We start from the raw sequence: 22,460 nt of genomic DNA, 5'->3' as shown, positions 1-22,460 counted from the left end.
GCCGGAACCGCCCGGCTCAGGTGAGCTGGGTCTGGACCTGGGAGGAGATCAGCTCCAAGTGCTCCAGGTCGTGCAGATCCAGGACCTGGAGGTAGATCCGGGACGACCCGATCGCAGCGTATTGGCCGATCTTGTCGACCACCTCGGCGGGCGAGCCCGCGAGCCCGTTCGCCTTCAGCTCCGCCACGTCGCGGCCGATGACGGAGGCGCGGCGCGCCACTTCCGCGTCGTTCTTGCCGACGCAGACCACCAGGGCGTTGGAGTACACCAGGTCGTCCGGTCCGCGGCCGGCCGCCTTTGCCGCCTCCCGGACCCGGCCGAACTGCTTCTCGCTGTCCTCCAGCGACGCGAAGGGGATATTGAACTCGTCCGCGTACTGGGCGGCCAGCCGCGGTGTACGCGTCGCACCGTGACCGCCGATCAGGACCGGGACCCTGGCCTGCGCCGGCTTGGGCAGCGCGGGCGAATCCGTCAGCTGGTAGTACCTGCCGTCGAAGCTGAACGTCTTGCCGGTCTCGGTCGCCCACAGCCCGGTGACGATCGCGAGCTGCTCCTCCAGCCGGCCGAACTTCTCCTTCGGGAACGGAATGCCGTAGGCCTTGTGCTCCTCCTCGAACCAGCCCGCGCCGAGGCCGAGCTCGACGCGTCCGCCGGACATCTGGTCGACCTGCGCGACCTGAATGGCGAGCACGCCGGGAAGCCGGAAGGTACCCGCGGTCATGAGCGTGCCGAGACGGATCCGCTTGGTCTCGCGCGCCAGCCCGGCCAGGGTGATCCAGGCGTCGGTCGGGCCGGGCAGCCCGTCGCCCGGTCCCATGCGGAGGTAGTGGTCGGAGCGGTAGAAGGCGTCGAAGCCGAGGTCCTCGGCCGCCTTGGCGACCGTGAGCAGGGTGTCGTAGTCGGCCCCTTGCTGGGGCTCGGTGAAGATTCGAAGATCCATGCATCCATCCTGCACCTCCGGACGCCGGTCACCCGTCCCTCCCTTGCTCCTTCCGCTCCTCTCGCCTCTCCTGTCCCGTCTTCTGTCCCGTCTCCTGTCCCGTCTCCTGTCCCGTCTCCTGTCCCGTCTCCTGTCTCGTCTCCTCTCTTCTCTCCTCGGCGCCACCACCGCCACTGGCTACCGTCGAAGTGCTGTGCGGTCATGTCTGGCCCGCCGCCGAGCCCGCCGGTCCGCGGACCGCGCCGTACGGGCCGTCCCGCTCCCGGCCGCGCTCCAGATCCTGCTGCCGCTCCCGCTCCTGCTCGTCGAGACGCCGGAGCATTCCGTGAACCCGGTCCAAGGACTCGTCGGCCGCGTCGATCGCTTCCATGCACTGCCAGTAGAGCCCCTGCTCGTCGGTCTCGCAGGCCACCCCGACCAGGGCCATCCCCACCTCCCCGAGCAGCATGCCCAGACCCGTCAGCGTCGCCCGCGGTTCGGCGAGCTCGGAGAGCTGCGCAGCCCTCGCCACTCCGGCCCGCGCCGCCGGATGGTCGAGCGATCCACTGCTTCTCCCGCCGATCTCGCTGAGCCCGCGGGCCTCGCCCCGTAATTCCTTGGGCCCGTCCGCCGCCAGTCGGCTGCCGATCGCCTGGGCGAGCGCCTGGGCCTGCCATGCCTCGGCGATGATGTCCGGCGTGCCCCGGCTCTGCGCCAGCGCACGTCGGCTGACTCCTACAAGCCTCTCCGCTTCCATGCGTTACCCCCGTCCGTACGAAAAGCCGCTCAACTCATCCATTACCCACAGTGAGGGTGTCAGCACCGAAAAGCCAGAGGAATTCGGAAATCTGTGGACACGAAGTCGACTGTGCATAAGTTGATCACTCCGAAGAGTGACGATTTCGGGGTTCGGAGGTGTCCGGGGGCTCCGGTACCGGGAACCGGGTCTCATTCCGGTCGATCTTCTCCGCCAGCGCCGAAAGCACGTCGATCCCCAACACCTCGCAGAACTGCAGCAGATACGCGAGGACATCCGCGACCTCGTCCGCCACCCGGTGCGCCGTCTCGGGGCGCTCCATCACCCGCGCCGACTGCTCCGGCGTCAACCACTGGAAGATCTCGACCAGTTCGGACGCCTCGACACTCAGTGCCGTCGCCAGGTTCTTCGGGGTGTGGTACTGCTCCCAGTCCCGTGCGGCCGCGAACGCGGCGAGCCGCTGCTGCAGGGCCCGTACATCAAGTTCTGTCACGACTCCAGGTCTACCACCGTCACGCCGGGCGTCTCCCGGGCCCGCATCGCACCCGATTCCGTGACCGTGCCCACCAGCCTGAGATGACCGGCCGCCCCGATAGACACGGCCAGATCCACCAGTTCGCCCAACTGCCGTCCGTCCAGGTCCCGGTCGAGCCCGTCGGCCAGCACGGTCAGCGTCTGCATGGCCGACGGCACCTCGCCCGCCGCGTCCACCGCCAGCACCCCGGGCCCGGTGAGCAGCACCAGGGCGAGCGCGAGGTACCTCAACTCACCGTCGCCGAGCCGGCCGACCGGCGTGACGCGTCCCCCGCCGCGCCCGACCACCGCGCGCAGCAGGCCGTCCGTCGACCGCTCCACGCCGAGTTCCGTCACCGGCCCCGCACATCCCGCGTGAGCGGCCGCGACCAGCCGGGCATGCCGTTGGCCGCACTGCGCGTACGTACGCTCCAGTACGGCGGCGAGGTTGTCGCAGCCCCGACGCAGCCGGCCGTCGCCCGTCGGCACCGGGGCACGCATCCGCCGGGGCTGCGGTTCGCAGGCGAAGACCGACCGCAGGGCCACCACCACTTGTTCGGCAGCGGCCAGGACCCGTACCTGCCCCTCGGTCCTGCCCGCCACCCGCAGCGGCAGCAGCGCCGTTCCGAGGCGGTCGTCCGGCAGCGGCGCGCGCGTCACCGGGACCGCGCCCGCGGTGTACCAGGCCGCCTGGACCGTCGAGCGCCCCGGGTCGCGCAACGCGGTGGCGAGCAGGGTCTCGCCGCCGCCAGTGAGCCGTTCGCCGACGATACGGAGGGTGGGTTCCGCCTGGACTGCGACGTCGAGCCGCACCGGGCCCGCCGGGCCGTCCGTCGTGCAGCCGATCCGGAATCCCCGCCGGCCCTGCGCATCGGCTTCGGCCCCCTCCGGCACGCAGCCCGCCGGGTCGGGGAACACCTCGTCGAGCGGGTCGCCGCTGCCCAGCCTCGCCAGCGCCTCGTACGCCCGCAGGGCAGTCGACTTGCCGCTGCCGCCGGGGCCGGCGAAGATCGTGACGGGGCCGATGGGGAAGGTGGCGCCCCGATGCGAGGCGAAGGCGGACAGCCGCAGTTCGGTGACGACGGGCCCCGCGGAGCGGACAGGACCACCGGAACGCGGCGCGGCCGCCGAGCGGGCCGACAAAACCGCGGCGCGACGAGGCCCGTCGGGCACGGACGTACCGGCGGGGAACGAAGGGGTGGTGGATTCCGGGGGGAGTGCAGTCATGGGCGGACCGTAAGCAGGCTTCGGGGCGGAGAACCGTTCCGCCTGAACGACCTTCCTACGATCGGGCTACGCCACCGCGGCAACCTCGACCGGACGGCATTCCCACGAACGGGGTAGGCCCGCCGACGCACCACGCCCCACAGACACACCATCAACCACCGGCCACCACCCACCGGTCACCACCCGCCGACACACCACCCACCGGCCACCACCCGCCCCGCGGCCCGCCTGCGAGCCGGGTACGCCCGCTCTACGAAAACCGGGTACGCCCGCTCTACGAACCCGGTACGCCCGCCGCCGCGACCCCCTCGACCTCCATGCCGACCGGGGACAGCAGGAAGACGTTCCGGTCGACCCGGTGCATTCCGCTGCCGAGCCCGAAGACGACCCCGCTGGTGAAGTCCAGGATGCGCTTGGCCACATCCGTCTCCGCGCCCGTCAGGTCGAGCAGTACCGGGACCTGCGCGACCAGGTACTCCGCCACCTCCCGCGCGTCCGCGAAGACCTGGACCCGCAGCACGACGAGGCGCCGCTGTTCGGCCTCCGCGCTCTCGTCGGGGACCGTCCGGTGATCCACCCGGGACGGCCATTCGTTGCGGCTGCGCAGAGGCACGACCTGGGCAAGCCCCTCCCACTGCTCGTCCGTGACGTCGTACCTGTCGTACCTGCTCACCGGACCACCCCGTCTGTGCTTCGGTCGGCGTTGCGCCGGCTGCGCTCGCTGTTCATCGGGCAATTCTCTCGTCCCTCACCCGTTCGGCGTACCACCGACACGGTTCACGGGCTGATCGACACCGCCGACGGCCTGTCCGTCGCACTCCCGGCGGCTTCGCGCCGGTCCGTTTCCGTGGTCATGTCGACGGGGGTGAAACGTACCGGAAGCCGGAGCAGTGCGCGGTGGAAGGGCCCCTGCCGCCACCTCAGTCCGCTGATCGGAACGTCCAGTTCCGCGTCGCACAGCTGACTGGTCAGCTGCTCGATCGCGGTCATCGCGATGAGCAGCGCCGGCTGTTTCGCCGGGCACCGGTGCGGACCGGCCGACCAGGCCAGGTGGGCGCTGCCCCCGGAGCGGATCCCGGGGTCCGAAAGGCCGGGCGGTGACTGGGTGTTGGCCGCGGTGTAGGAGACGAGGAGGAGCTGTCCGGCGCGCAGCCGCACGCCGTGGAACTCCGTGTCGTGGCGCGGGTAGTGGGCCGAGAGATTGGCCAGCGGCGGATCCTGCCAGAGGACCTCGTCGATCGCCTCGTGCGCCGTCATCGCGCCGCCGTGCAGCGAGCCGGCGTAGCGCGCGTCGGTGAGCATGTGCAGGAGCGCGTTGCCGATCAGATTGGTCGTCGGATCGTGGCCCGCGCTCATGATCAGGGTGATCTGACGCACAGTCTCGTCGTTGTCGAGATCGGCGGGGTGGGCGAGGAGGTACGAGGTGAGGTCGCGGCGCGGCCGGGCACGCCGGTCGGCGACGAGATCGGTGACGACCTCGACGAGATCGGCGTACGCGGTGGCGGCGTCCTCGGCGGAGTTGAACATGCCGGCGATGCCGTTGACGATGCGTTCGCTGTCGCCCGGCGGGACGCCGAACCAGGTGACGAAGACGTGCACCGGGAGCCGTCGGGCGTACTGGGCGATCAGGTCGCCGCTGCCGGTGGCGGCGAATTCCCCGATGAGCCGTTGGGCGACCCGGGCGACCTCGGCCCGCAGGATGTGCGGTTCGATCAGGGCGAGGCTGTCGTTGATGGCGTCGCGGTAGCGGGCGTGCACGTCGCCGTCGCTGAAGAGCGCGGTGGGCCGGTAGCCGAGCATGGGCAGGACCGGCGAGTCGTCGGGCACGGTGGCCTGCCAGGCGCGCGGGTCCTTCGTGAAGGTATGGGTGTCGCGCAGCAGATCGACGGCGGCCTGGTAGTCGGTGACCAGGAGGGCATCGATGCCCGGGGCGAGCCGGACGGGGGCGAGGGGTCCGTGTTCACGCAGGTTCCGGTAGTGGCTCTGCGGGTCGGCGGCGAAGTCCGGGCCGTACAGCGCGAGGGGCTGCGGCGGTTGTACGGGCGGTGTCATGAGGGGTCCTCGGGCCGGGGCATTCGGGTCAGCACGTGCTCGGCCAGCGCGATCAGCGCGTCGATGCTGCCGCGGCGTTCCCGGGCGTCGCACTGGACCAGCGGGGTCTCGGGGGCGAGGTCGAGGTGTTTGCGCAGGACCTCGTCGGTGTGGGCGGGGGCGTCGGGGAAGCGGTTGACGGCGACGGCGTACGGCAGCCCCTGCTCCTCGACCATGTCCATGACCGCGAAGGAGTCGGCGAGCCTGCGGGTGTCGACCAGGACGAGCGCGCCGAGCGCGCCGCGCGCGATGTCCTCCCAGAGCGGGAAGAACCGCTGCTGGCCCGGGGTGCCGAACATGTAGAGCACAAGGTCGTCGAGAACGGTGAGCCGGCCGAAGTCGATGGCGACGGTGGTCGTGGTCTTGTCCGGCAGTCCCGCCGTGTCGTCGAACCGGGTGCTGGACTGGGTCATCGCCTCTTCGGTGTGGAGCGTGGCGATCTCCGACAGCGTGCGGATCAGGGTGGTCTTGCCCACGCCGAAGGGCCCCGTGACGACGAGCTTCATCAGGGTCCGGGCGGCAGGCGGCAGATAGCCGATGCCGGTCCGGTCAGTGGAGGAAGCGGAGTCCAACGAGCAGCCTCTCGACGAGCGACCGGTCGATCTCCCCGGCACTGGGGATAGGCGGTCGGGTGTGCAGGTGTCCGGCGGCCGCGAGGTCCGTGGCCAGGAAGACCGTTGCGCTGGCCGGCAGGCCCAGGTGCGCCGCGCATTCGACGACGGTGAGCGCCCCCGGTTCCAGCAGCTCGCACAGCCTGCGCTGTTCCGAGCCGGTGTCCGGGGGCAGGTCCGTGTCGGTGCGTACGAGCACGGCGAGCCGGTCGAGCGCGGGACCGGCGGGCCGAGTCCGGCCGCCGGTGACCAGATAGGCGGGGATCAGACGGCGTCCGGGGCCGGAGGTCATGGCCGGGCGGTGGCATCCGGTTGGCGGGCGGGTGCGTTCATCGCCCGGGTCAGGGCGGTGACCTGCACCTGCATCTGGTACGCGATGTCGCCGAGTTTGGCGCCGGGTTCCGCGAACAGGGCGAGCGTGGTGTTGTTCCCAGCCGGTACGACGATGGCGAAGCCCTGATCGGACTCGACGACCGTCTGCGCCAGGCTCGGGGCGTCGACGTCGGTGAACGCGGTGGTGAACGCGCGGGCCGCGGCGTGCAGCGTGGCGGTCATCGCGGCGACCCGCTCGCCGGATGCCCGGTCCAGGCCGGGCGAGGCGCCCTCGACGAGGCCGTCGCCGGTGGCGACCACGGCGTGCTGTACTCCGGGCAGCTCCAGCAGCGGGGTCAGCACCCATGCGAGGTCACCGGTGGTGGGGGTGGGGGCGCTCACGTCTCGTCGTCTCCTCGGTTGTTCCGGTCGTTCCGGTCGCTGCGGTCGCTGCGGTGTTCGTGGTCGTCCTCGTGGTCGTCCGGTGCCGGTGCGGTCGGCCGTCCGGCGACGTTTCTGCCGTTGAGGGTGCCCTGTTGGAGTGCCGCCCAGGAAGCCTCGGCCTGTTCGGGTGTACGGGACACCTTTTCGCGGTCCCGGGTGGCGGCTTCACGGTCCCGGGCGGCGGACGCGGACCGGGCCGGGGCCGGCCGGGGTGAGCGTCGGCGCCGACTGGGAAGCTCGGCAAAGTGCCCGCCCGCGGGTTGCGGCGCGGTGGCGGGCTCCGGGGCGGCGGGGGCGGAAATGGGCGAAGAGGCGTGTGCCTGCACCGGTTTCGGGGCGAGGGCGGACAGGCTGCGGTCCTCCTCCAGCACGGTCAGGAGGTGGGCGGGGACGCGCAGGATCGTACGCATTCCGCCGAACGGCGAAGCCTCGATGTGGCAGTCGAAGCCGTACTGCACGACGAGCCGGCCGACGACGGCGAAGCCGGTCTGCGGCGGGTCGCCCAGCTCGGTCAGGAGCACCTCGGATGGCCCCGCCAGCAGGGCGCGGGCCCGGTCGAGCGCGTCGTCGTCCATGCCGATGCCCGCGTCGTCCACGACCAGGAAGGCGCCACGGCCGCCGCTCTGCTGGACGGTCACCTGGACATCGGTGTCGGGGTGCGAGTAGGCGGTGGCATTGGCCAGCAGTTCGGCGAGTGCGATGGCGAGGGGTTCGGCGGCGCGGGCGACGAGCGCGAGCCGTTCGTCGCGCAGATGGTTGGCGACCTTGATCCGTTCGTAGCCGGCGACCCGGGACTGGGCGCCGAGCACGATCTCGACGAGCGGCGAGTTCTGGCGGGCGAGCCCCGGCCAGGCGTCGCAGAGCACGGCGGTGGACTGGGTGCGCCGCAGTGCCAGTTCGTTACGGAAGTCCAGTTGCAGGATCCGTGGGTCGTCGTACTCGTGCTGGAGCTCGTGCAGCAGCTGCTGGGACTGGTTGAGCAGGGACTGGATCTTGGCGGAGGTGCCGCGCATCGCCGCGCGGGCAGCGGCGTCGACGCGCCCGCGCTCCTCGACGACCGCCGTGCGGGCGGCCTGTACGGCCTCGGTGAGCAGCCGGGCGGCCTCGCCGTCGACCTCGGCCGCCTCCCGCAGTCCGGGGACCCGGGCGGTGGGGTGGGAGAGGGCGAGCGCGGTGGCGGGTATTCGCCTGCGGGCCAGCTGCCGGATCTCGTCGGTGAGGGCGGCGGTACGGGCCGCGGCGGCCTTCGACTGCCGTTCGGCCAGCTCGGCGCGGGCCAGGGCCAGGTGCTCCGAACGGGCCGCGTGCTGCGCGCGGACAGCCGACGCCACGGCAACGACGACGGCGATCAACGCCACGATCCATCCCATGCCGTCACCGCGTTTCTGTTGTCGGATCGGTCTTCCGGCCGAAGCGGCGGCAAAAGCTCCGATTGCTTCTTCGCAGAGCCCCTGGGCTCACGGGACTCCGGCTGCTGCTCGGCAGGGCCCGTCGGCTCACGGGACTGCCCGCCTACTTCTCCGCGGGGCCCGCGGGCCCCGCTGGCTCACGGGACTGCTCCACTTCCTGGGCGACCACGGCGACGTCCGTCATCACCTGGAGCACTCCGGGCAGTTCGGAGCCGTCGAGCTGCCGGTACTCGCTGCCGATGGTCACCACCAGCCGCTCCGGGAGGCCGAGTTCCGGATAGCGCCCCTCGCCGATGACCCGGCGGGCGGCCTCAAGGGCCGGGACCCCGGCGGTGTGGAAGGCGTGGGCGCGCTCGCGCACGTACTCCAGGTACACGATGTGATCGCGCACCCCGGCCCGGTCGAGGAGGGGTCCGTGGCCGGGGACGATGGTCTCGGCACCGGTGGCCAGCACCCGTTCGCAGGCCGCGATCACATTGCTGAGGGGACCCGCCCAGTGCACCGGGTGATCGCCGGGCTGAGCAGGGGTGGAGGAGAAGATCACGTCTCCGCTGAACACCGCACGCTGCGCGGGCAGATGGACGATCAGATCGCCGGTGGTGTGCGCGGACGGCAGGGCGGAGATCCGGACCGGGAACTCCCCCAGGGTCAGTTCGAGCTCCCCGGTGAAGTACGTGGTCGGCTGCACCGGCTCGGTGTGGGACCAGTCGAAGGGGCCGAAGTGACGCCCGAGGTAGGCGCCGAGCGGGGTGGCCGGATCGCCGGTGGCGACGAGCGCGTGCTGCTGCTTCGGCGTGGGCTCGTAATGGATGTGCTCCCGGGCCTCGCGGGTCGCGATGATCTCCGCGTCCGGGAGGACACCCGCGCCCCAGAAGTGGTCCCCGTTCGCGTGGGTGACGATCACCCGGTCGATGGAGACGCCGTCGGGCAGCCGCTTCGTGGACTCGGCCAGGAACCGGCCGGCCAGCACGGTGTCGTACGGGGTGTCGATCCAGAGCGCGCCACGGGGCGAGACGAGGAGTCCGCAGTTGGCCAGCCCCCAGCCCCGCTTCGGCGGGAGCCATGCGTACAGGCCCCGCCCCAGGTCAACGACGTCCCCACCCGTGATCGACATGGACGCGATTATGCCGACCACCTTCCAGCCATGCGTTCGAACTCGGCCACCGTGACGTTCTATTGGCTTGAAATCGTCGGCCACACCCCTCAGCGGCAGCGGCTCGGTGACCCTACGAGACCGGCGTCCCGCATCCCCGTACAGCACCTTCCGGGCGATTTCCTTCAATTCACCCGACGCCGTCACCCCACGCGGCGGACAACCCTCGGGCGGACACCAAACACGAATGAGGCGATTACCCACCGAGCATGGCCGAAAACTGCTGCACCGAGACCTCCGGTGACGGTGCCGGCCGGACGCGCGGCCACCGGAGGTCGTCGGGAGATTGCCGAGAGGTTGTGGAAACATTTCGTACCGGTCGTACCGGTCGCGCCGGTCGTACCGGTCGCGCCGGCCATACCGGTCGCGCCGGCCATACCGGTCGCGCCGGCCATACCGGTCGCGCCGGCCATACCGGTCGCGCCGGCCGTACCGGCTTCTAGCGGACCTGACCGCGTTCGAAGTACGCGGTGAGCTCCGGATCGAGGGCCGGTACGTCGTACGGTGCGCCACCTTCACGGAGCGAACGGGTCGCGAGTACACCGGCGGCGACGCTCATCCGCGCGGCGACCGGCGAGGTGTCGGTGACACCCCCGTCGCGCACGAACCGGCAGAACTCCGCCATGATCCGGGTGTCACCACCACCGTGCGAACCACCGGCATCCGGCACCCGGTAGGTGATGTCGGCGTCGCCGCGGTATCCGCTCGGGCCGGTGTTCCAGACCTTGACCTCGTCGCCCGGGCCGTCACCGAAGTTCTCCAGACGCCCCTCGGTGCCGATGACGGTGTAGTTCCGCCAGTAGTCCGGCGTGAAGTGACACTGCTGGTAGGCGGCCACGACGCCGTTGTCGAGCTGCATGTTCATCACCGAGACGTCCTCGACGTCCACGATGTGGTGCAGGTCCTTGCGGGCCGTCGGCGGCCAGTCGTACTCGCGCAGCCAGTTCGCCGGGCGCGGGGTGTCCGGCTCGCGGCGCGGCAGGTCGCCGTAGACGAGGAGATCACCGAGCGCGTTGACCCGCCGGGTGTAGCCGCCGGCCAGCCAGTGCAGGACGTCGATGTCGTGGGCGGCCTTCTGGAGCAGCAGACCGGTGGTACGGGTCCGGTCGGCGTGCCAGTCCTTGAAGTAGTAGTCACCGCCGTAGCCCACGAAGTGCCGCACCCACACGGTCTTGGGCTCGCCGATGTCGCCGCGGGCGATGATGTCGCGCATCAGCCGCACGACGCCCATGTGCCGCATGTTGTGTCCGACGTACAGCCGGGTCCCGGTCTCGTACGCGGCACGAAGGATGTTGTCGCAGCTCTCGACGGTGATCCCGAGCGGCTTTTCGACGAAGACGGCCTTGCCCGCCCGGAGCGCGTCGATGGCGATCGTCTCGTGGGTGTCGTCCGGGGTGGCGACGACGACCGCGTCGAGGTCGTCCCGGTCGAGGAGCAGCTTGTAGTCCTCGACCGCGACATCGGCGCCGAAGCACTCGGCCTCACGTCGGCGCACCTCGGGGTCGAGGTCGCAGACGGCGGTGATCAACGAACCCTGTCCGGGGTGGTGGGCGGACGTCGCGATGGAACGGCGCAGGCCGAGCCCGATGACGCCGAGTCGCAGGTCTGACACGGTGGTCCCTTCTGTCTGTACTGGTGGTGTGGACGCTCCATTGCGGCGACAGGCACATAGTTCACGAAGGCGCATCCGGATGGCAAGAGTTGTTTATTTTGCCGGGGTAACAAACATTTATTGGCATAACACTAGCGCTCTGGCGACAGCGAACAGATGAAACGGCGGGCCGCCACCTCGATGGATGGCAACCCGCCGTTCCGTGCGAGCGATTCAGGCAGATCGGACGGATCAGACGGCGATGACGGTGACGCCGGCCTCTGTGAAGCGGGCGGTCGCCTCGGGTGTGATGCCCTTGTCGGTGACCAGGAAGTCGACCTGCCCGAGATCGCAGACCCTGGCGAAGGCCCGCTTGCCGATCTTCGAGGAGTCGGCCGCCACGACCACGCGTTGCGCCTGCTGGGCGAGCAGCCGGTTGATGCTGGCCTCACCCTCGTGATGGACGTACGCACCACGTTCGGTGTCGATGGCGTTGACGCCCAGCACGGCGACGTCCAGCGTGATCTCGCCCAGCACCCCACTGGCCAGCGGCCCCGTCAGCTCGTACGACTGCGGCCTGGCCACCCCACCGGTCACCACGATCTTGATCTGCGGCCGGATCACCAACTCGTTGGCGATGTTGAGGGCATTGGTGACCACGGTCAGGGTCGGCTGGCCGCCCATCCCCGCCGCGGTGTCGCCGACGACATCGGAGCGCACCGCCAGCGAACGGGCCACCTCGGTCAGCGTCGTGCCGCCGGTCAGCCCCACTACTTCCCCCACCGCCACCAGTTCGGAGACGGCGCGGCCGATGGCCTGCTTCTCGGGGGCGTGGCGACCGGTTTTGTAGCGCAGGGCCAGTTCGTAACTGACACCGTGCGCAACCGCGCCACCGCGGGTACGTGTGAGCAGCTGCTGCTCGGCAAGCTGATCCAGGTCACGGCGGATGGTCGCGGCCGAGACATCCAACTTGGCGGCGGCGTCCTCGACCTCCACCCGGCCGTTCTTACCGACAAGCTCCAGCAGCGCGTTCCACCGGGCATCCCTGGACAAGAGAACTCTCCTTCACGGGCCCGGGCTTCAGGCACCCATCCCCTTGGGTACGGTCACCGGACACGCGCAAGCGTGGCACAAGGCTCCGCCCAGTCAAGCATCCTGCACGCGGAATGCTTGATATTGCTCGCACATCCTGTATAACGTGCACAAACGAGCATCCCACTACGAGTACGGAGTGCAAAAGTGTCATTTGTCGAGATCGAGACGGCCAGTCAGCCGGAGTGCTGGCGCCGCGCCGCCGAGCTGGCCCGGACCCAGGCCTCCGCTCTGCCCGCCGCCGGTGAGCGCATCGCGGTCGTCGGCTGCGGCACCTCGTTCTACATGGCCCAGGCGTACGCCGCGCTCCGCGAGGAGTCCGGACAGGGCGAGTCCGATGCCTTCGCCGCGTCGGAGTTCCCCTTCGGCCGCAGCTACGACCGCGTCGTCGCGCTCACCCGCTCGGGCACCACGACCGAGGTACTGGCGCTGCTCGACCGGCTGCGTGGTGTCACCCGCACCGTGGCCATCACCGCCGACCCCAAGACCCCGGTCATGACGTCCGCCGACGAGGTCGTGGTACTCGACTTCGCCGACGAGAAGTCCGTCGTGCAGACCCGGTTCGCGACCACCCTGTTCACCCTGCTCCGCGCACACCTCGGTCTGCACACCGACGACGTGGTCCGCGACGCCGAGACCGCACTGGCCGAGCCGCTGCCCGAAGGCCTGCTGGACTGCACCCAGTTCACCTTCCTCGGCCGCGGCTGGACGGCGGGGCTCGCCAACGAGGCGGCGCTGAAGATGAAGGAGGCGTCGCTGTCCTGGACGGAGGCGTACCCGGCGATGGAGTACCGTCACGGCCCCATCAGCATCGCCACCACCGGCACCGCGACCTGGATGTTCGGTACCGCCCCCGAGGGGCTCGCGGAGCAGGTGCTCTCGACGGGTGCCCGTTGGGTGGAGAGCGACCTGGACCCGCTGGCCGAGCTGGTCCGCGTCCAGCGGCTGGCGATCGCCCGCGCCGCCGCCCGGGGTCTGGACCCGGACAGCCCGCGCCACCTGACCCGCTCGGTGGTCCTCGCGGACGCCTGACGGGCCGCCTTCCGGTGACGGGCCGCGGGCGCCCGGTGACGGGCCGCGGGCGCCCGGCCTGGCGGCCGTGAGGGGGCCGACGTCCCTTACGGCCGTCGGCCCGGCCTCTCGGACGGCACCGCCGTGGTCAGGACTCCTCGAAGTAGACGTCCAGGACCGCGTCGAGGTCCTCCGCCCACTTCTTGAGGTCGCTCCTGGCCGGCGCCTCGACCTCGGCGTTGAACCATCGACGGGTCGACATGTGGACCGTGACGGTGAACCGGCGGCCGAACCGCGGGGTCTTCACCTCGACCGCGCCGACCTCGTCCCAGCCGAACTCGGCCTCCTGGTCGTCCAGCCGGAACCGGACGCCGTCGTGGTCCGCGGTGATCGATCCGCGACGGTCGCTCACCTCGAATACGGGGCCGTCCACCGGCTCCTTGTCATCAGCCGCCGCATCCTCGGACACGGTCTCCGCGACGGCATCGTCGGGGGCGGCGGCGTCGATTTCCCGCTCGGACTCCTGTTCCTGGTCTGTCTGCTCCTGGTCCGTCCGTTCCTGGTCCGTCCGTTCCTGGTCCGTCCGTTCCTGGGACGACTGCTCCTCGTCCGTCTGTTCCTGGTCTCTCTGCTTCCGGCTCGCATCCGGCTTCCCGGCAGGGACAGGGGCCGTGAGACCAGGGATGTACGCCGGGTCTGTCCCTGCGGCGTACCCGGGCTGAGTGTTCGGATCTATGCGCTGCTCCACGGCGGGCAGTATGGCCGACGAACCTGTACGAGACCAGTAACCACGACGCCGGGCGCCTGTCTTCCCCGGCCGGGCCCTGCGTACTCCATCCCCGTCCCTGTCCCCGTTCCCGAATTACGTCACCGTTCCCGCACCGCCAGCAGTTCCGTCACCCGGTCCAGCGGGAGCGCCGGGACGTGGTGGCCCGCGCGGCCGGTCATCGAGTGCGCGCCGGTGAGCACGTTCAGCACCGCCTCCTCCACCGACTCGACCACCGCGCTGTAGAAGGGATCCATCCGGCCCCACGGCACGAAGCGCATCGACTCGTACGGCGCACTGCCGTCGTCCTCGGGGAACGTGCTGGTCAGCGCGGACGGGTTGGCCGTCGAGAAGGCCAGGAAGAGGTCCCCGGAGAAGTGGCTGCCGGTGGTGCCGGTGCGGGCCAGGCCCAGCGTCACCCGACGGGCCAACGCCTTGCACTGCCCCGGCAACAACGGTGCGTCGGTCGCCACGACCACGATCACCGAGCCCGCACCGGGCGGCACCGGACGCTCCCCGTCGACCGTCGGTTCGGGGTCCGGTGCCCCGACCGGACCGGACAGCTCACGCCCGACCGGCACACCGGCCACCACCAGTTCGCGCCGGGCGCCGAAGTTGGCCTGTACGAAGGCGCCGACGGTGTAGCTGTCCTCGCCGTACTCGACCACCCGGGACGCGGTCCCCGAGCCGCCCTTGAAGCCGTAGCAGCGCATGCCCGTTCCGCCGCCGACGCATCCCTCCTCGACCGGGCCGGACCCGGCCGCCTCGATCGCGGCCGCCGCGTGACGGGACTGCACGGCCGGGCCGTGGATGTCGTTGAGGTGGCCGTCCCAGGTCTCGGTGACCACCGGCAGCAGCCACTCCGGTGCCATGCCGCGGCAGTTGGCGCGCACCCACTCGACGACGCCCCGGTGCACCGGGCCGACGGCGTACGTGTTGGTGATGACCACCGGGACGGCGAGCGATCCGCTCTCCTCGATCCAGGCCGTTCCGGTCATCTCGCCGTTGCCGTTGAACGAGTGCCAGCCGGCCGCGCAGGGCGTACCGACTCCGTCCCGGCCACGGGGCAGGAGCGCCGTCACTCCGGTGCGTACGTCGTCGCCCTCGACCAGGGTGACGTACCCGACCTCGACACCGGGCACGTCTGTGATCGCGTTCCACGGCCCGGGCTCACCGGTCAGTGGGATACCCAACTCGCGTGCACGCTTGCGGTTTTCACTCATGTGGTCAGAGAGTACGGGTGGACCCGCAAGCCGGGCGAGGCGCGGGCGCCGACGTTCGTCGTGCCCGGCTGCCTCGCGCTACCCGATGGGTGTGTCCGGTTCGTTCTCGACGGCGATCGCGGTCGCCACGAGACCGTCCGCGACCAGCCACCGGCCGCGGAAGCCTCGCGGAGTCGACGTCGTCCCGGCGGCCGGGCCCGGGCCCGGTTCCGTGGCGGGGATCAGTAGCTCAGCCGTGAACGTGCCGTTGGGGTGGAGCACGATGTCGGCCTGTTCGAAGCCGAGCCACCGGTGGGTGAGCGGGAACCACACCTTGTAGACGCTCTCCTTCGCGCTGAACAGCAGCCGGTCCCAGCAGATCTCGGGGGCCGCCCTGCACAACTCGCGCGCACGCTGCTGTTCCGTCGGCAGGGCTATGGTCTCGTGCACCCCGTCGGGCAGTGGCTCGTGCGGTTCGGCGTCTATGCCGACGGAGAGCAGGTCCTCCCGGCGGGCGACCGCGGCGGCTCGGTATCCGGCGCAGTGCGTCATGCTTCCGACGACCCCTGCCGGCCAAATCGGCGCGCCGCGTTCGCCCTTCAGGATGGGGACGGGCGCGAGACCGAGCGCGCCGAGCGCACGGCGGGCGCACCAGCGGGCGGTGATGAACTCCTTGCGCCGTGACTCCACCGAATTGCGGATCAGTTCTTCCTCGCCGGGGAAGAGAGCCGCGTCGACCGGATCGGAGAGCGCCTCCACCACGGCCGCCTGGGGCGGCAGAATCTTCTCGATCATGTTCTCCCTCGTGCCGGCCGGTTGATCCATCCTCCGCATCATCCCTGAAGCCTGCCCAAAGAATGCGGGGTTCCGACAGCGCCCCGCTGTGCTTCGGACGACGTTCTCATGGCGAGGAACGGCCCGTACCGGCCCAGTCCATGATGAACCGGACCGGTGTGGCGATGGCGCGGCTCGCGCACCCCCGCCGTCCGTCAGCGAGTGCCGTCGAAGTTGTCGCCGACGGTCAACGTCACCGAGCCCGGAGCGGCGGCGGAGTCCTGGGTCGCTCGCGCTCCCGGCACCCGGGAGGCCAGGGCCTTCGCCTGCTGGTCGAATCCCTGCGGAAACGTGACCGTCGTCGTTGCTGTGTCGCTGGGGGCGTTGCCCGTGCCGACGATGGTGTATCCCGCCATGCGCAGTGCTTCCGCGACCTTCGCCGCCTCCCCCGGTTTTCCCGTCCCGTTGAGTACGCGCACACGGATCGTGGCTGCGTACACGGGGTTCTTGCTGCGGGCCTCAAGTGACTTCTTGTCAACTTCCTTGTCCGCGGCCAACGAAGCGAAGAGGTCCGCCGCCTGCGGGTATTGCCACACCACATTGGCCCTGTCGGTGGGCACATCCGCCTGACGCGCGTAATTCGGCACGGTCAGGAAGGTCAGCCGGTCACTCGGGATTTCCTTGAGTTCGGAGGCGAGCCCGGTGAGCGGTGCGATCCCCGCCAATTCCTTGTCCGTCGTCAGTGATTTGGTCGCCGATTTGAGGAATCCGTACAAGGCAGCCGGGCTGGTGAGTTTCTTCTGCGCCTTGGCCACCAGGGCCTCCATGAATTCCTGCTGACGGCCTATTCTGCCGAGGTCGGAGCCGTCTCCCACGCTGTAGCGGGTCCTGACATAGCCGAGGGCCTTCTCGTCCTTGACCGTCTGACAGCCCGCCTCCATGTCGAGATGGGCCTTCTCGTCGTGGATCGCCGTCTCGGGACAGACTTCTATGCCGTCCAGGGCATTCACCATGCCCTTGAAACCCTGGAAGTCGATCGACATGAAGTGATCGATGCGCAGGCCGGTGTTCTGTTCGACGGTCCGGATGGTGCAGGCCGCGGCCCCTTCGACCTCACCGCTCGTTCCGCCGACGGCGAAGGCTTCGTTGATCTTGAAGTGATGCGGGGTGGACCGGGTGCCGTCACCCCGGTCACAGGCCGGTATTTCCACCCATGAATCGCGTGGGAGCGATACGACGGTGGCCCATTTCCGGTTGGCTGCCACGTGCATGACCATCAGCGTGTCCGACTGCATCGTGGTCAGATCCTTGCCGTATTTCCCGTTGTCGCCGTCGCGCGAGTCCGAGCCCACCACCAGGATGTTCTTGGAACCGGGGCTCATGTTGGCCGGCCTGTCGCCGCCGAGCTTGTCGTCGATGTCGGCGGAGTGGATGTTCCCGTCGAGGCTCTGATAGATCCAGGCGCCGACGCCGCCCGCCGCGAGAAGCAGCACGGCCAGCGCGGCCCCGCCGCGGACGAGCAGCTTGCCCCGTCTCGTGAGTCCCCCCTGTTGCTTCCGGCCTGCCCTGTGCCCCGCTCCGCCTCGCGGCTTCCTGCGTTCCTTGCTCACGCTGACCCTCCGCGCCCGGCCCTTCGGCCGCCCGCTCGCCCCATTCTTCGTCCACCGCACCTTGCGGTGGACGAACCCTACATACCCGCAGAGAACAGCCGCTCGGACGAGATCGACGCCGTAGCAGACGACGACGTCGGCCGGACCGGACGCGTAACTCTGCCCGATCGCACGGAACTTCCCCTCTCTCCTCTGCGGTACTGGGCGCCGAAGACCCTCGCTGGGCAGCAGACGCCCCACAAAGAAACACTTGCCGCATTGCGCAACTGTACAACCATCGAGGCGATGGCAGCCGCCGTCGCCCCTCTCCTGACGGTCCGTTCCCAGGTCCGTGCCCTGATCGAGTACGGCCCCGGGCCCAGAAGGGCCGAGCCGCACAAGCGTCTTCCGGTGGTCGCCCAGCTCTATGGTTCCTGCATGACGTCTATGCTCCGCCTGGAGAAGATCACTGTCGACAACTTCGACGTTGCGATCGGCCTGAAGGTGCGCACCGACCAGGAACACCTGGTCGCGCCGGTCGTGAAATCGCTCGCTGAGGCGTACCTGCACCCCGGCATAGCCTGGCCTCGCCTCATCTTCGAAGGCGACCGGCCCGTCGGCTTCCTCATGGCCTTCTTCGACATCGACTTCGCCGGCGACGGCAGGAACACCGACATCCGCTCGGGCCTCTGGCGTCTCAATATCGCGGCAGGTGAGCAGGGCCGCGGCTACGGCCGCTTCGCGGTCGAGTCCGTGGCCGCTGAAATCCGCCGCCGCGGCGGCACCCGGCTCACCGCCTCCTGGCACCCGGGCGAGGACGGCCCCGAGGGCTTCTATCTGGGACTCGGGTTCCGGCTGACTGGAGAGAAGAGCGGGGATCAAACGGTAGGGGAACTGGAACTGGGCCACGCCTGACCGAAGTTCCAGGGGTACTTACCGGTAGCCGGTAGCGGAAGGGATGTTTCGGCGGAAGTCGCGGAGCTGCCCGGGTACGACACCCGTTCGTTGCGGAGCCTTTCCCTTCCCTCGTTCAGCTTTCCGGTGCAAGTCAGGCGTGGGCGGGCGCCCTGGGACCCGACACGGCCCGCTGGGCCTCGGCCGCCAGTGAGCGACGGTCGGCGCCGGTCAGCGGGCGGTGCGTGGTGACCCGTACGGACAACTCCCTGGCGCCGACGACCCGGTGCAGGGACGTGGCGAACCCCTCGTCGCCGAGGAAGCCCGCGACCGTGCTGGGGACGCCCTGCTGGAAGTAGTCGATCGTCACCGGCCGTACCGGGGCGCCCGCGTCGACGGCGGCCTGAAACGTGGCGCGCCGGAACGTGCCGCCGGGTACGGAACACCAGGTGGTCCCCTGCGGGAACACCATCACGGACTGCCCGGAGCGCAGCGTCCGTGCCAGTTCGGCAACAGTGGACGGCAGCTCGCGCACGTCCTCGCGATCGATGAAGCGGGTGCCGATGCGCCGGGCCAGCGTCCCTATGAGGGGCCAGGTGCCGACCTCGCGCTTGGCGAGCAGCGTCACGGGCTCGATCGCGAGCAGGACGACCACGTCGAGCCAGGAGATGTGGTTGGCCACGACCAGCGTCCCGGTCGGCCCGGGTACGGTCAGCGACGCCCGGTCCTGGTCCTGCGCCTGCCACTGCCCCTGGTCCTGCCTAGTACGCCGCTGCCTCTGGTCCTGGTCCTGCGCACGCCGCTGCTCCTGGTCCTGGTCCCGCCCCAGGTCGATGCCCTGTTCCAGGTCCAGTCGTATCCCGAGGGCGGTGAGGACGGCCCCGGCCTCGGCGCGCAGGGTTTCGGGGCCGGCCAGCCGCTCGCCCGTCGCCGCGCTGTGGATGACGGTGCGGGCGACGGATGCGTAGCGGCGGACCGCCTCGGGCAACGACACACCGGATGCAGCGTTCTTCGCGCAAGCCGGCGTGCAGACCGGCTCGACCACCCAGGGGTTCACCGGTTCTCCCCGCGCGGGACCGTGGTGCACCGACGAGTGGCGGGACCCGTGCCCACAGAAGCGGCCACGGAAGGACTGGGCTGAACAGAGACGCCGGAATCGGGCACGGTTCTTCCTTTCGTCGCCACTCGGATCGTCGCCACCCGGAGTATTGGCGAGCCGAATGAATACCGCGCGAATCGAGGGGGAAGCCGACCCCCCGGATCGGTGTTGGCCAGTGTTTCCGGCGGCGGGGAGTCGTTACCTCGTCGAGTTCGCCCGCCGACGTACCGGAGGATCCGGAAGGACGGGCGACGGCACGGAACCGAACGAAGCCGCACGGAGCTGCACAGGGCTGTACAGAGTTCTACGGGACGGCTCCTGGCCGGCGTGGACGACGTCGAAACGTGGAGCATCTCTGTCGGCCGCGCCATAGCGACTCGCATTCGCGCATGCACCCACAAAGAGGAAAGGTCTCTCCCGGGATCAAAACATCCTGGGCGGAAACTCTCCCGCTCACGCCGCGTACGACCGGTGCGAGGCTGGAGCGCACGACCCGCGATGCACACCTCAATGAGCCGTAGGAGTTCCTCAAGGCCCGGCGCGCCGAGCTCAGCCCCCGCACCGTAGGGCTGCCCGACAGCGGAGCGCCACGACGGGTTCCGGGTCTGCGCCGGCAGGAAGTGGCCCAGCCGGCCGCGATCAGTACCGACTACTACACCCGTCTGGAGCAGGACCGCATCCAGGCGTCCGCGTCCGCGCCCGTTCCGGCCGCCCTCACCCGCGTCCTGCGTCTCGACGACGACCAGCACGACTACCTCTTCAACTCGTCATCTGGACCGCCGAGGCGGGCACCCTCACCCACGACGGACTGCGCATCCTCGCCTCCTGGGCCGCGGACCACCCCAAGGTCGCCTCGGACAGCACCTACTGACCGCGCACACGCACCATCGGCGGCAACAATCGCTCGGGTATGGCGGAATCCAAGCACCACCGAGCCCGACCACACCTGCCCGGGCTCGAAGTCAATGAACGACACACGTCTTCCGGAGTGAATAGACCTCCAGAAGACACCCAAACGGGCGAACGGCACTTCAAATCACCCACACACAAAGCTATTGACGGCACGTCACGTTGCACCCGAATGGCATACGGGTGACTGCCGTCCCGGCCGATGCTCCGGCACCGGCATTTCGGTATGCCCCGATATGACAGCCATGGAGTCCCTACGTACGTTCAATCACGGGTCCGCTGCCCAGCCGACCCCACTCCGAGACAGGAGAAACGACATGACCACACGTTCCACCGTCCTCACTGCCGCCATCGCCGCCGCCGCGGCCCTGACCGCCACCGGCAGCACCTTCACCTCGGCCGCCACGAACGAGCCACCCAAGGCCGCCCCGGTCGTCCAGCAGGCCGCCGCGGCCCCGGCCCCCGCTGCGGCCCCCAAGGACAGAGGTGACGCCGGAAAGAGCGACGAAGGTCGCGGCAACGGCGAAGGCCGAGGCAACGACGAGGGCCGAGGCAACGACGAGGGCCGAGGCAACGACGAGGGCCGAGGCGGCAACGGCGAAGGCCGAGGCGGCAACGGCGAAGGCCGAGGCGGCAACGGCGAAGGCCGAGGCAATCAAGGCCGAGGCGGCGACGAAGGCAGGGGCGGCGACGAGCGCGGAGGCGACGAGGGCCGGGGTTACGGAGGCCGGGGCCACGGCGGCCGGGACTACGACGAGGGCAGGATTCACTTCAACGAGCGCACGTACTCCGCCTCCCCCGGCGGCTGCGTCAGCGTGGCCAGCGGCCTGGGCTCCACCAGCTTCAACATCTTCAACGAGAGCCGGCGGACCGTCGAGGTCTTCAGCGGGGCGACCTGCGACAACGGTGCGCCCGTCGCCGTCGTCGGCCCCCACGGCGCCACTTCAGGCGTGTTCCCGAACCGCGTCGAAGGGGGTGTGTTCGTCAACAACGGGGTAGGGGGCAGCTTCCGAGTGATCGAAAACGACTACTACGACTACTGACCGGTCCGCCCGCGCGACGTGACGTGGTCCGCCCGCGCGACGTGACGTGACGTGGTCCGCCGGCCCGCCGGAATCGGGCCGGCGTACCACGTCCCCACCGCCCCGCGTCCTCCATCCCGGCTTCCCATCCCGGCGTTCCAGGGACCACCTGTTTCCCCAGGCCAGGGGGATGGAACCATTCCAGCGTCCCGAATCAGGCGTGCCGACTTGATCAACGTCCCAGCCGTCCCCCACAGTTCAGGACGGCATCCGGCAGCCACACCGGACGGCCGAAGAACACGACCGAAGACCACTGCGCACGGGGGGACCCATGAAGCACACGCACCTCACCAAGAGCCTTCTCGCCGGCATCACGCTCGTCGCCGCACTCGCTCTCACCGCCTGCAACAGCGATGACACCGCGGCGGGCGCGTCAACTCCCGCGGCGAGCGCGTCCGCCGACCAGAGCGACAACAGCAACAGCTCCGGAACCGGTACCAGCACCGGTACCGGCACCAGCTCCGGCACCAGCTCCGGCACCAGTGGCAGCACAGGAAACAACGACAGCTCCAGCACGGGCGGCAGCAGCAGCTCCAAGACACCGATCTGCACCACCTCCACCCTCCGCGTCACCGCCGCCGACAACAGCGCGGGCTCGGACAGCAAGGACACCGGCGTCGTCACGGTCCAGCTCTTCAACAAGGGCGGGCAGAACTGTCGTGTCAGCGGCTTCCCCGGCGTCGACCTGAAGACCAATGCCGGAAGCATGTCGGTTCCGCGCAACAGCGAGAAGCCGTACCCGGCCACCCTCAAGCCCGGCGAGTCCGCCGCCTTCAACATCCAGTTCCCCGTCAACAACTCGGGCGGCTCCGGCGTCCGGCCCACCCAGATCGTCATCACACCCCCGAACGACACGCACCAGGCGACCGTGCAGTGGCCCGCGGGCTCGCTCCCCGCCACCGACGGTTCCGACAGCGGCCCCAAGCTGGAGGTCGGCCCCGCCAACAAGGTTGGCTGACACCTCGCACACCCCGCGCACCCCGCGCACCCTCGGCGACATCCCGACGGCCGGGCG

22 protein-coding genes and 1 pseudogene are annotated in these 22,460 nt (G+C 69.9%); 5 read left to right on the top strand and 18 right to left on the bottom strand.

The genetic code is table 11. From position 1 onward, the window contains the following. Positions 1 to 16: 16 nt before the first annotated feature. The 13 genes from OH735_RS28950 to OH735_RS28890 all read right to left on the bottom strand — a co-directional run bounded on the left by OH735_RS28950 (position 17) and on the right by OH735_RS28890 (position 12,080). Entirely contained in the window at positions 17 to 940 is a 924-nt protein-coding gene (locus OH735_RS28950; RefSeq protein ID WP_406384562.1) for an LLM class F420-dependent oxidoreductase, read from the bottom strand. A 199-nt stretch (positions 941 to 1,139) separates the two neighbouring features. After that, positions 1,140 to 1,676: a DUF6099 family protein gene (locus tag OH735_RS28945; RefSeq protein ID WP_406384561.1), complete on the bottom strand. Its 537-nt coding sequence runs from the start codon at positions 1,674 to 1,676 to the stop codon at positions 1,140 to 1,142. A 124-nt stretch (positions 1,677 to 1,800) separates the two neighbouring features. Next, on the bottom strand, positions 1,801 to 2,169 hold the full coding sequence (locus tag OH735_RS28940) for a nucleotide pyrophosphohydrolase (protein ID WP_406384560.1): 369 nt from the start codon (positions 2,167 to 2,169) through the stop codon (positions 1,801 to 1,803). Then, positions 2,166 to 3,416, bottom strand: coding sequence for an AAA family ATPase (locus OH735_RS28935; protein WP_406384559.1), 1,251 nt, complete (start codon positions 3,414 to 3,416; stop codon positions 2,166 to 2,168). The genes OH735_RS28940 and OH735_RS28935 overlap by 4 nt, the downstream gene beginning before the upstream one ends. A 274-nt stretch (positions 3,417 to 3,690) precedes the next feature. Further along, positions 3,691 to 4,089 carry a cell division protein SepF gene (locus OH735_RS28930; RefSeq protein ID WP_406384557.1) on the bottom strand — a complete coding sequence of 133 codons (399 nt, stop codon included), beginning with the start codon at positions 4,087 to 4,089 and terminating at the stop codon, positions 3,691 to 3,693. A 104-nt stretch (positions 4,090 to 4,193) separates the two neighbouring features. Beyond that, complete coding sequence (locus tag OH735_RS28925) at positions 4,194 to 5,468, bottom strand: cytochrome P450 (RefSeq protein WP_406384556.1); 1,275 nt, start codon at positions 5,466 to 5,468, stop codon at positions 4,194 to 4,196. After that, the gene (locus OH735_RS28920) at positions 5,465 to 6,079 is read right to left on the bottom strand and encodes a GTP-binding protein (protein ID WP_406384555.1); all 615 of its coding nucleotides are present in this window, start codon (positions 6,077 to 6,079) and stop codon (positions 5,465 to 5,467) included. The genes OH735_RS28925 and OH735_RS28920 overlap by 4 nt, the downstream gene beginning before the upstream one ends. Then, complete coding sequence (locus OH735_RS28915) at positions 6,057 to 6,410, bottom strand: DUF742 domain-containing protein (protein WP_406384554.1); 354 nt, start codon at positions 6,408 to 6,410, stop codon at positions 6,057 to 6,059. The genes OH735_RS28920 and OH735_RS28915 overlap by 23 nt, the downstream gene beginning before the upstream one ends. Next, on the bottom strand, positions 6,407 to 6,832 hold the full coding sequence (locus tag OH735_RS28910; protein WP_406384552.1) for a roadblock/LC7 domain-containing protein: 426 nt from the start codon (positions 6,830 to 6,832) through the stop codon (positions 6,407 to 6,409). Before OH735_RS28910 ends, OH735_RS28915 begins: the two co-directional genes overlap by 4 nt. After that, positions 6,829 to 8,244: an ATP-binding protein gene (locus OH735_RS28905; RefSeq protein ID WP_406384551.1), complete on the bottom strand. Its 1,416-nt coding sequence runs from the start codon at positions 8,242 to 8,244 to the stop codon at positions 6,829 to 6,831. The genes OH735_RS28910 and OH735_RS28905 overlap by 4 nt, the downstream gene beginning before the upstream one ends. A gap of 142 nt (positions 8,245 to 8,386) precedes the next feature. Next, positions 8,387 to 9,397: an MBL fold metallo-hydrolase gene (locus tag OH735_RS28900; RefSeq protein ID WP_406384550.1), complete on the bottom strand. Its 1,011-nt coding sequence runs from the start codon at positions 9,395 to 9,397 to the stop codon at positions 8,387 to 8,389. A 478-nt stretch (positions 9,398 to 9,875) separates the two neighbouring features. Continuing rightward, on the bottom strand, positions 9,876 to 11,048 hold the full coding sequence (locus OH735_RS28895) for a Gfo/Idh/MocA family protein (protein ID WP_406384549.1): 1,173 nt from the start codon (positions 11,046 to 11,048) through the stop codon (positions 9,876 to 9,878). A 231-nt stretch (positions 11,049 to 11,279) separates the two neighbouring features. Continuing rightward, positions 11,280 to 12,080 carry a DeoR/GlpR family DNA-binding transcription regulator gene (locus tag OH735_RS28890; protein WP_384452796.1) on the bottom strand — a complete coding sequence of 267 codons (801 nt, stop codon included), beginning with the start codon at positions 12,078 to 12,080 and terminating at the stop codon, positions 11,280 to 11,282. A gap of 186 nt (positions 12,081 to 12,266) precedes the next feature. Between OH735_RS28890 and OH735_RS28885 the strand changes: the two genes are divergently transcribed. Continuing rightward, positions 12,267 to 13,151 (top strand): SIS domain-containing protein, encoded by an 885-nt coding sequence (locus tag OH735_RS28885; protein WP_406384548.1) that lies wholly within the window; start codon positions 12,267 to 12,269, stop codon positions 13,149 to 13,151. Positions 13,152 to 13,278: 127 nt separating this feature from the next. On the opposite strand, the gene OH735_RS28880 is transcribed toward OH735_RS28885, so the two are convergent. The 4 genes from OH735_RS28880 to OH735_RS28865 all read right to left on the bottom strand — a co-directional run bounded on the left by OH735_RS28880 (position 13,279) and on the right by OH735_RS28865 (position 17,395). After that, complete coding sequence (locus OH735_RS28880) at positions 13,279 to 13,878, bottom strand: hypothetical protein (RefSeq protein WP_406384547.1); 600 nt, start codon at positions 13,876 to 13,878, stop codon at positions 13,279 to 13,281. Positions 13,879 to 13,997: 119 nt separating this feature from the next. Beyond that, the gene (locus tag OH735_RS28875; RefSeq protein WP_406384546.1) at positions 13,998 to 15,119 is read right to left on the bottom strand and encodes a P1 family peptidase; all 1,122 of its coding nucleotides are present in this window, start codon (positions 15,117 to 15,119) and stop codon (positions 13,998 to 14,000) included. A 78-nt stretch (positions 15,120 to 15,197) separates the two neighbouring features. Then, positions 15,198 to 15,893 carry a 4'-phosphopantetheinyl transferase gene (locus tag OH735_RS28870; RefSeq protein ID WP_406384545.1) on the bottom strand — a complete coding sequence of 232 codons (696 nt, stop codon included), beginning with the start codon at positions 15,891 to 15,893 and terminating at the stop codon, positions 15,198 to 15,200. A gap of 194 nt (positions 15,894 to 16,087) precedes the next feature. After that, positions 16,088 to 17,395 (bottom strand): LCP family protein, encoded by a 1,308-nt coding sequence (locus OH735_RS28865; protein WP_406386790.1) that lies wholly within the window; start codon positions 17,393 to 17,395, stop codon positions 16,088 to 16,090. Between the two features lie 504 nt (positions 17,396 to 17,899). On the opposite strand from OH735_RS28865, the gene OH735_RS28860 reads away from it, so the two are divergent. Next, on the top strand, positions 17,900 to 18,376 hold the full coding sequence (locus tag OH735_RS28860) for a GNAT family N-acetyltransferase (RefSeq protein WP_406384544.1): 477 nt from the start codon (positions 17,900 to 17,902) through the stop codon (positions 18,374 to 18,376). A 133-nt stretch (positions 18,377 to 18,509) separates the two neighbouring features. Here the strand turns inward: OH735_RS28860 and OH735_RS28855 are convergent, their stop codons facing one another. Next, positions 18,510 to 19,412, bottom strand: coding sequence for a lysophospholipid acyltransferase family protein (locus OH735_RS28855; protein ID WP_406384543.1), 903 nt, complete (start codon positions 19,410 to 19,412; stop codon positions 18,510 to 18,512). Between the two features lie 563 nt (positions 19,413 to 19,975). Between OH735_RS28855 and OH735_RS28850 the strand changes: the two are divergent. The 3 genes and pseudogenes from OH735_RS28850 to OH735_RS28840 form a co-directional block, all read left to right on the top strand. Further along, a pseudogene (locus tag OH735_RS28850) lies at positions 19,976 to 20,215 on the top strand (helix-turn-helix domain-containing protein); the annotation flags it as partial. Between the two features lie 465 nt (positions 20,216 to 20,680). Continuing rightward, positions 20,681 to 21,406 carry a hypothetical protein gene (locus tag OH735_RS28845; RefSeq protein ID WP_406384541.1) on the top strand — a complete coding sequence of 242 codons (726 nt, stop codon included), beginning with the start codon at positions 20,681 to 20,683 and terminating at the stop codon, positions 21,404 to 21,406. Positions 21,407 to 21,716: 310 nt separating this feature from the next. Continuing rightward, entirely contained in the window at positions 21,717 to 22,403 is a 687-nt protein-coding gene (locus OH735_RS28840; protein WP_406384540.1) for a DUF4232 domain-containing protein, read from the top strand. The last annotated feature ends 57 nt before the right edge of the window (positions 22,404 to 22,460 follow it).

Origin of the sequence: Streptomyces sp. NBC_01618, assembly GCF_045209435.1 — a bacterium.
Lineage (GTDB): Bacteria > Actinomycetota > Actinomycetes > Streptomycetales > Streptomycetaceae > Streptomyces.
Note: the sequence above shows the minus strand (reverse complement) of the source record. Positions and strands in the feature narration are given on the sequence as shown.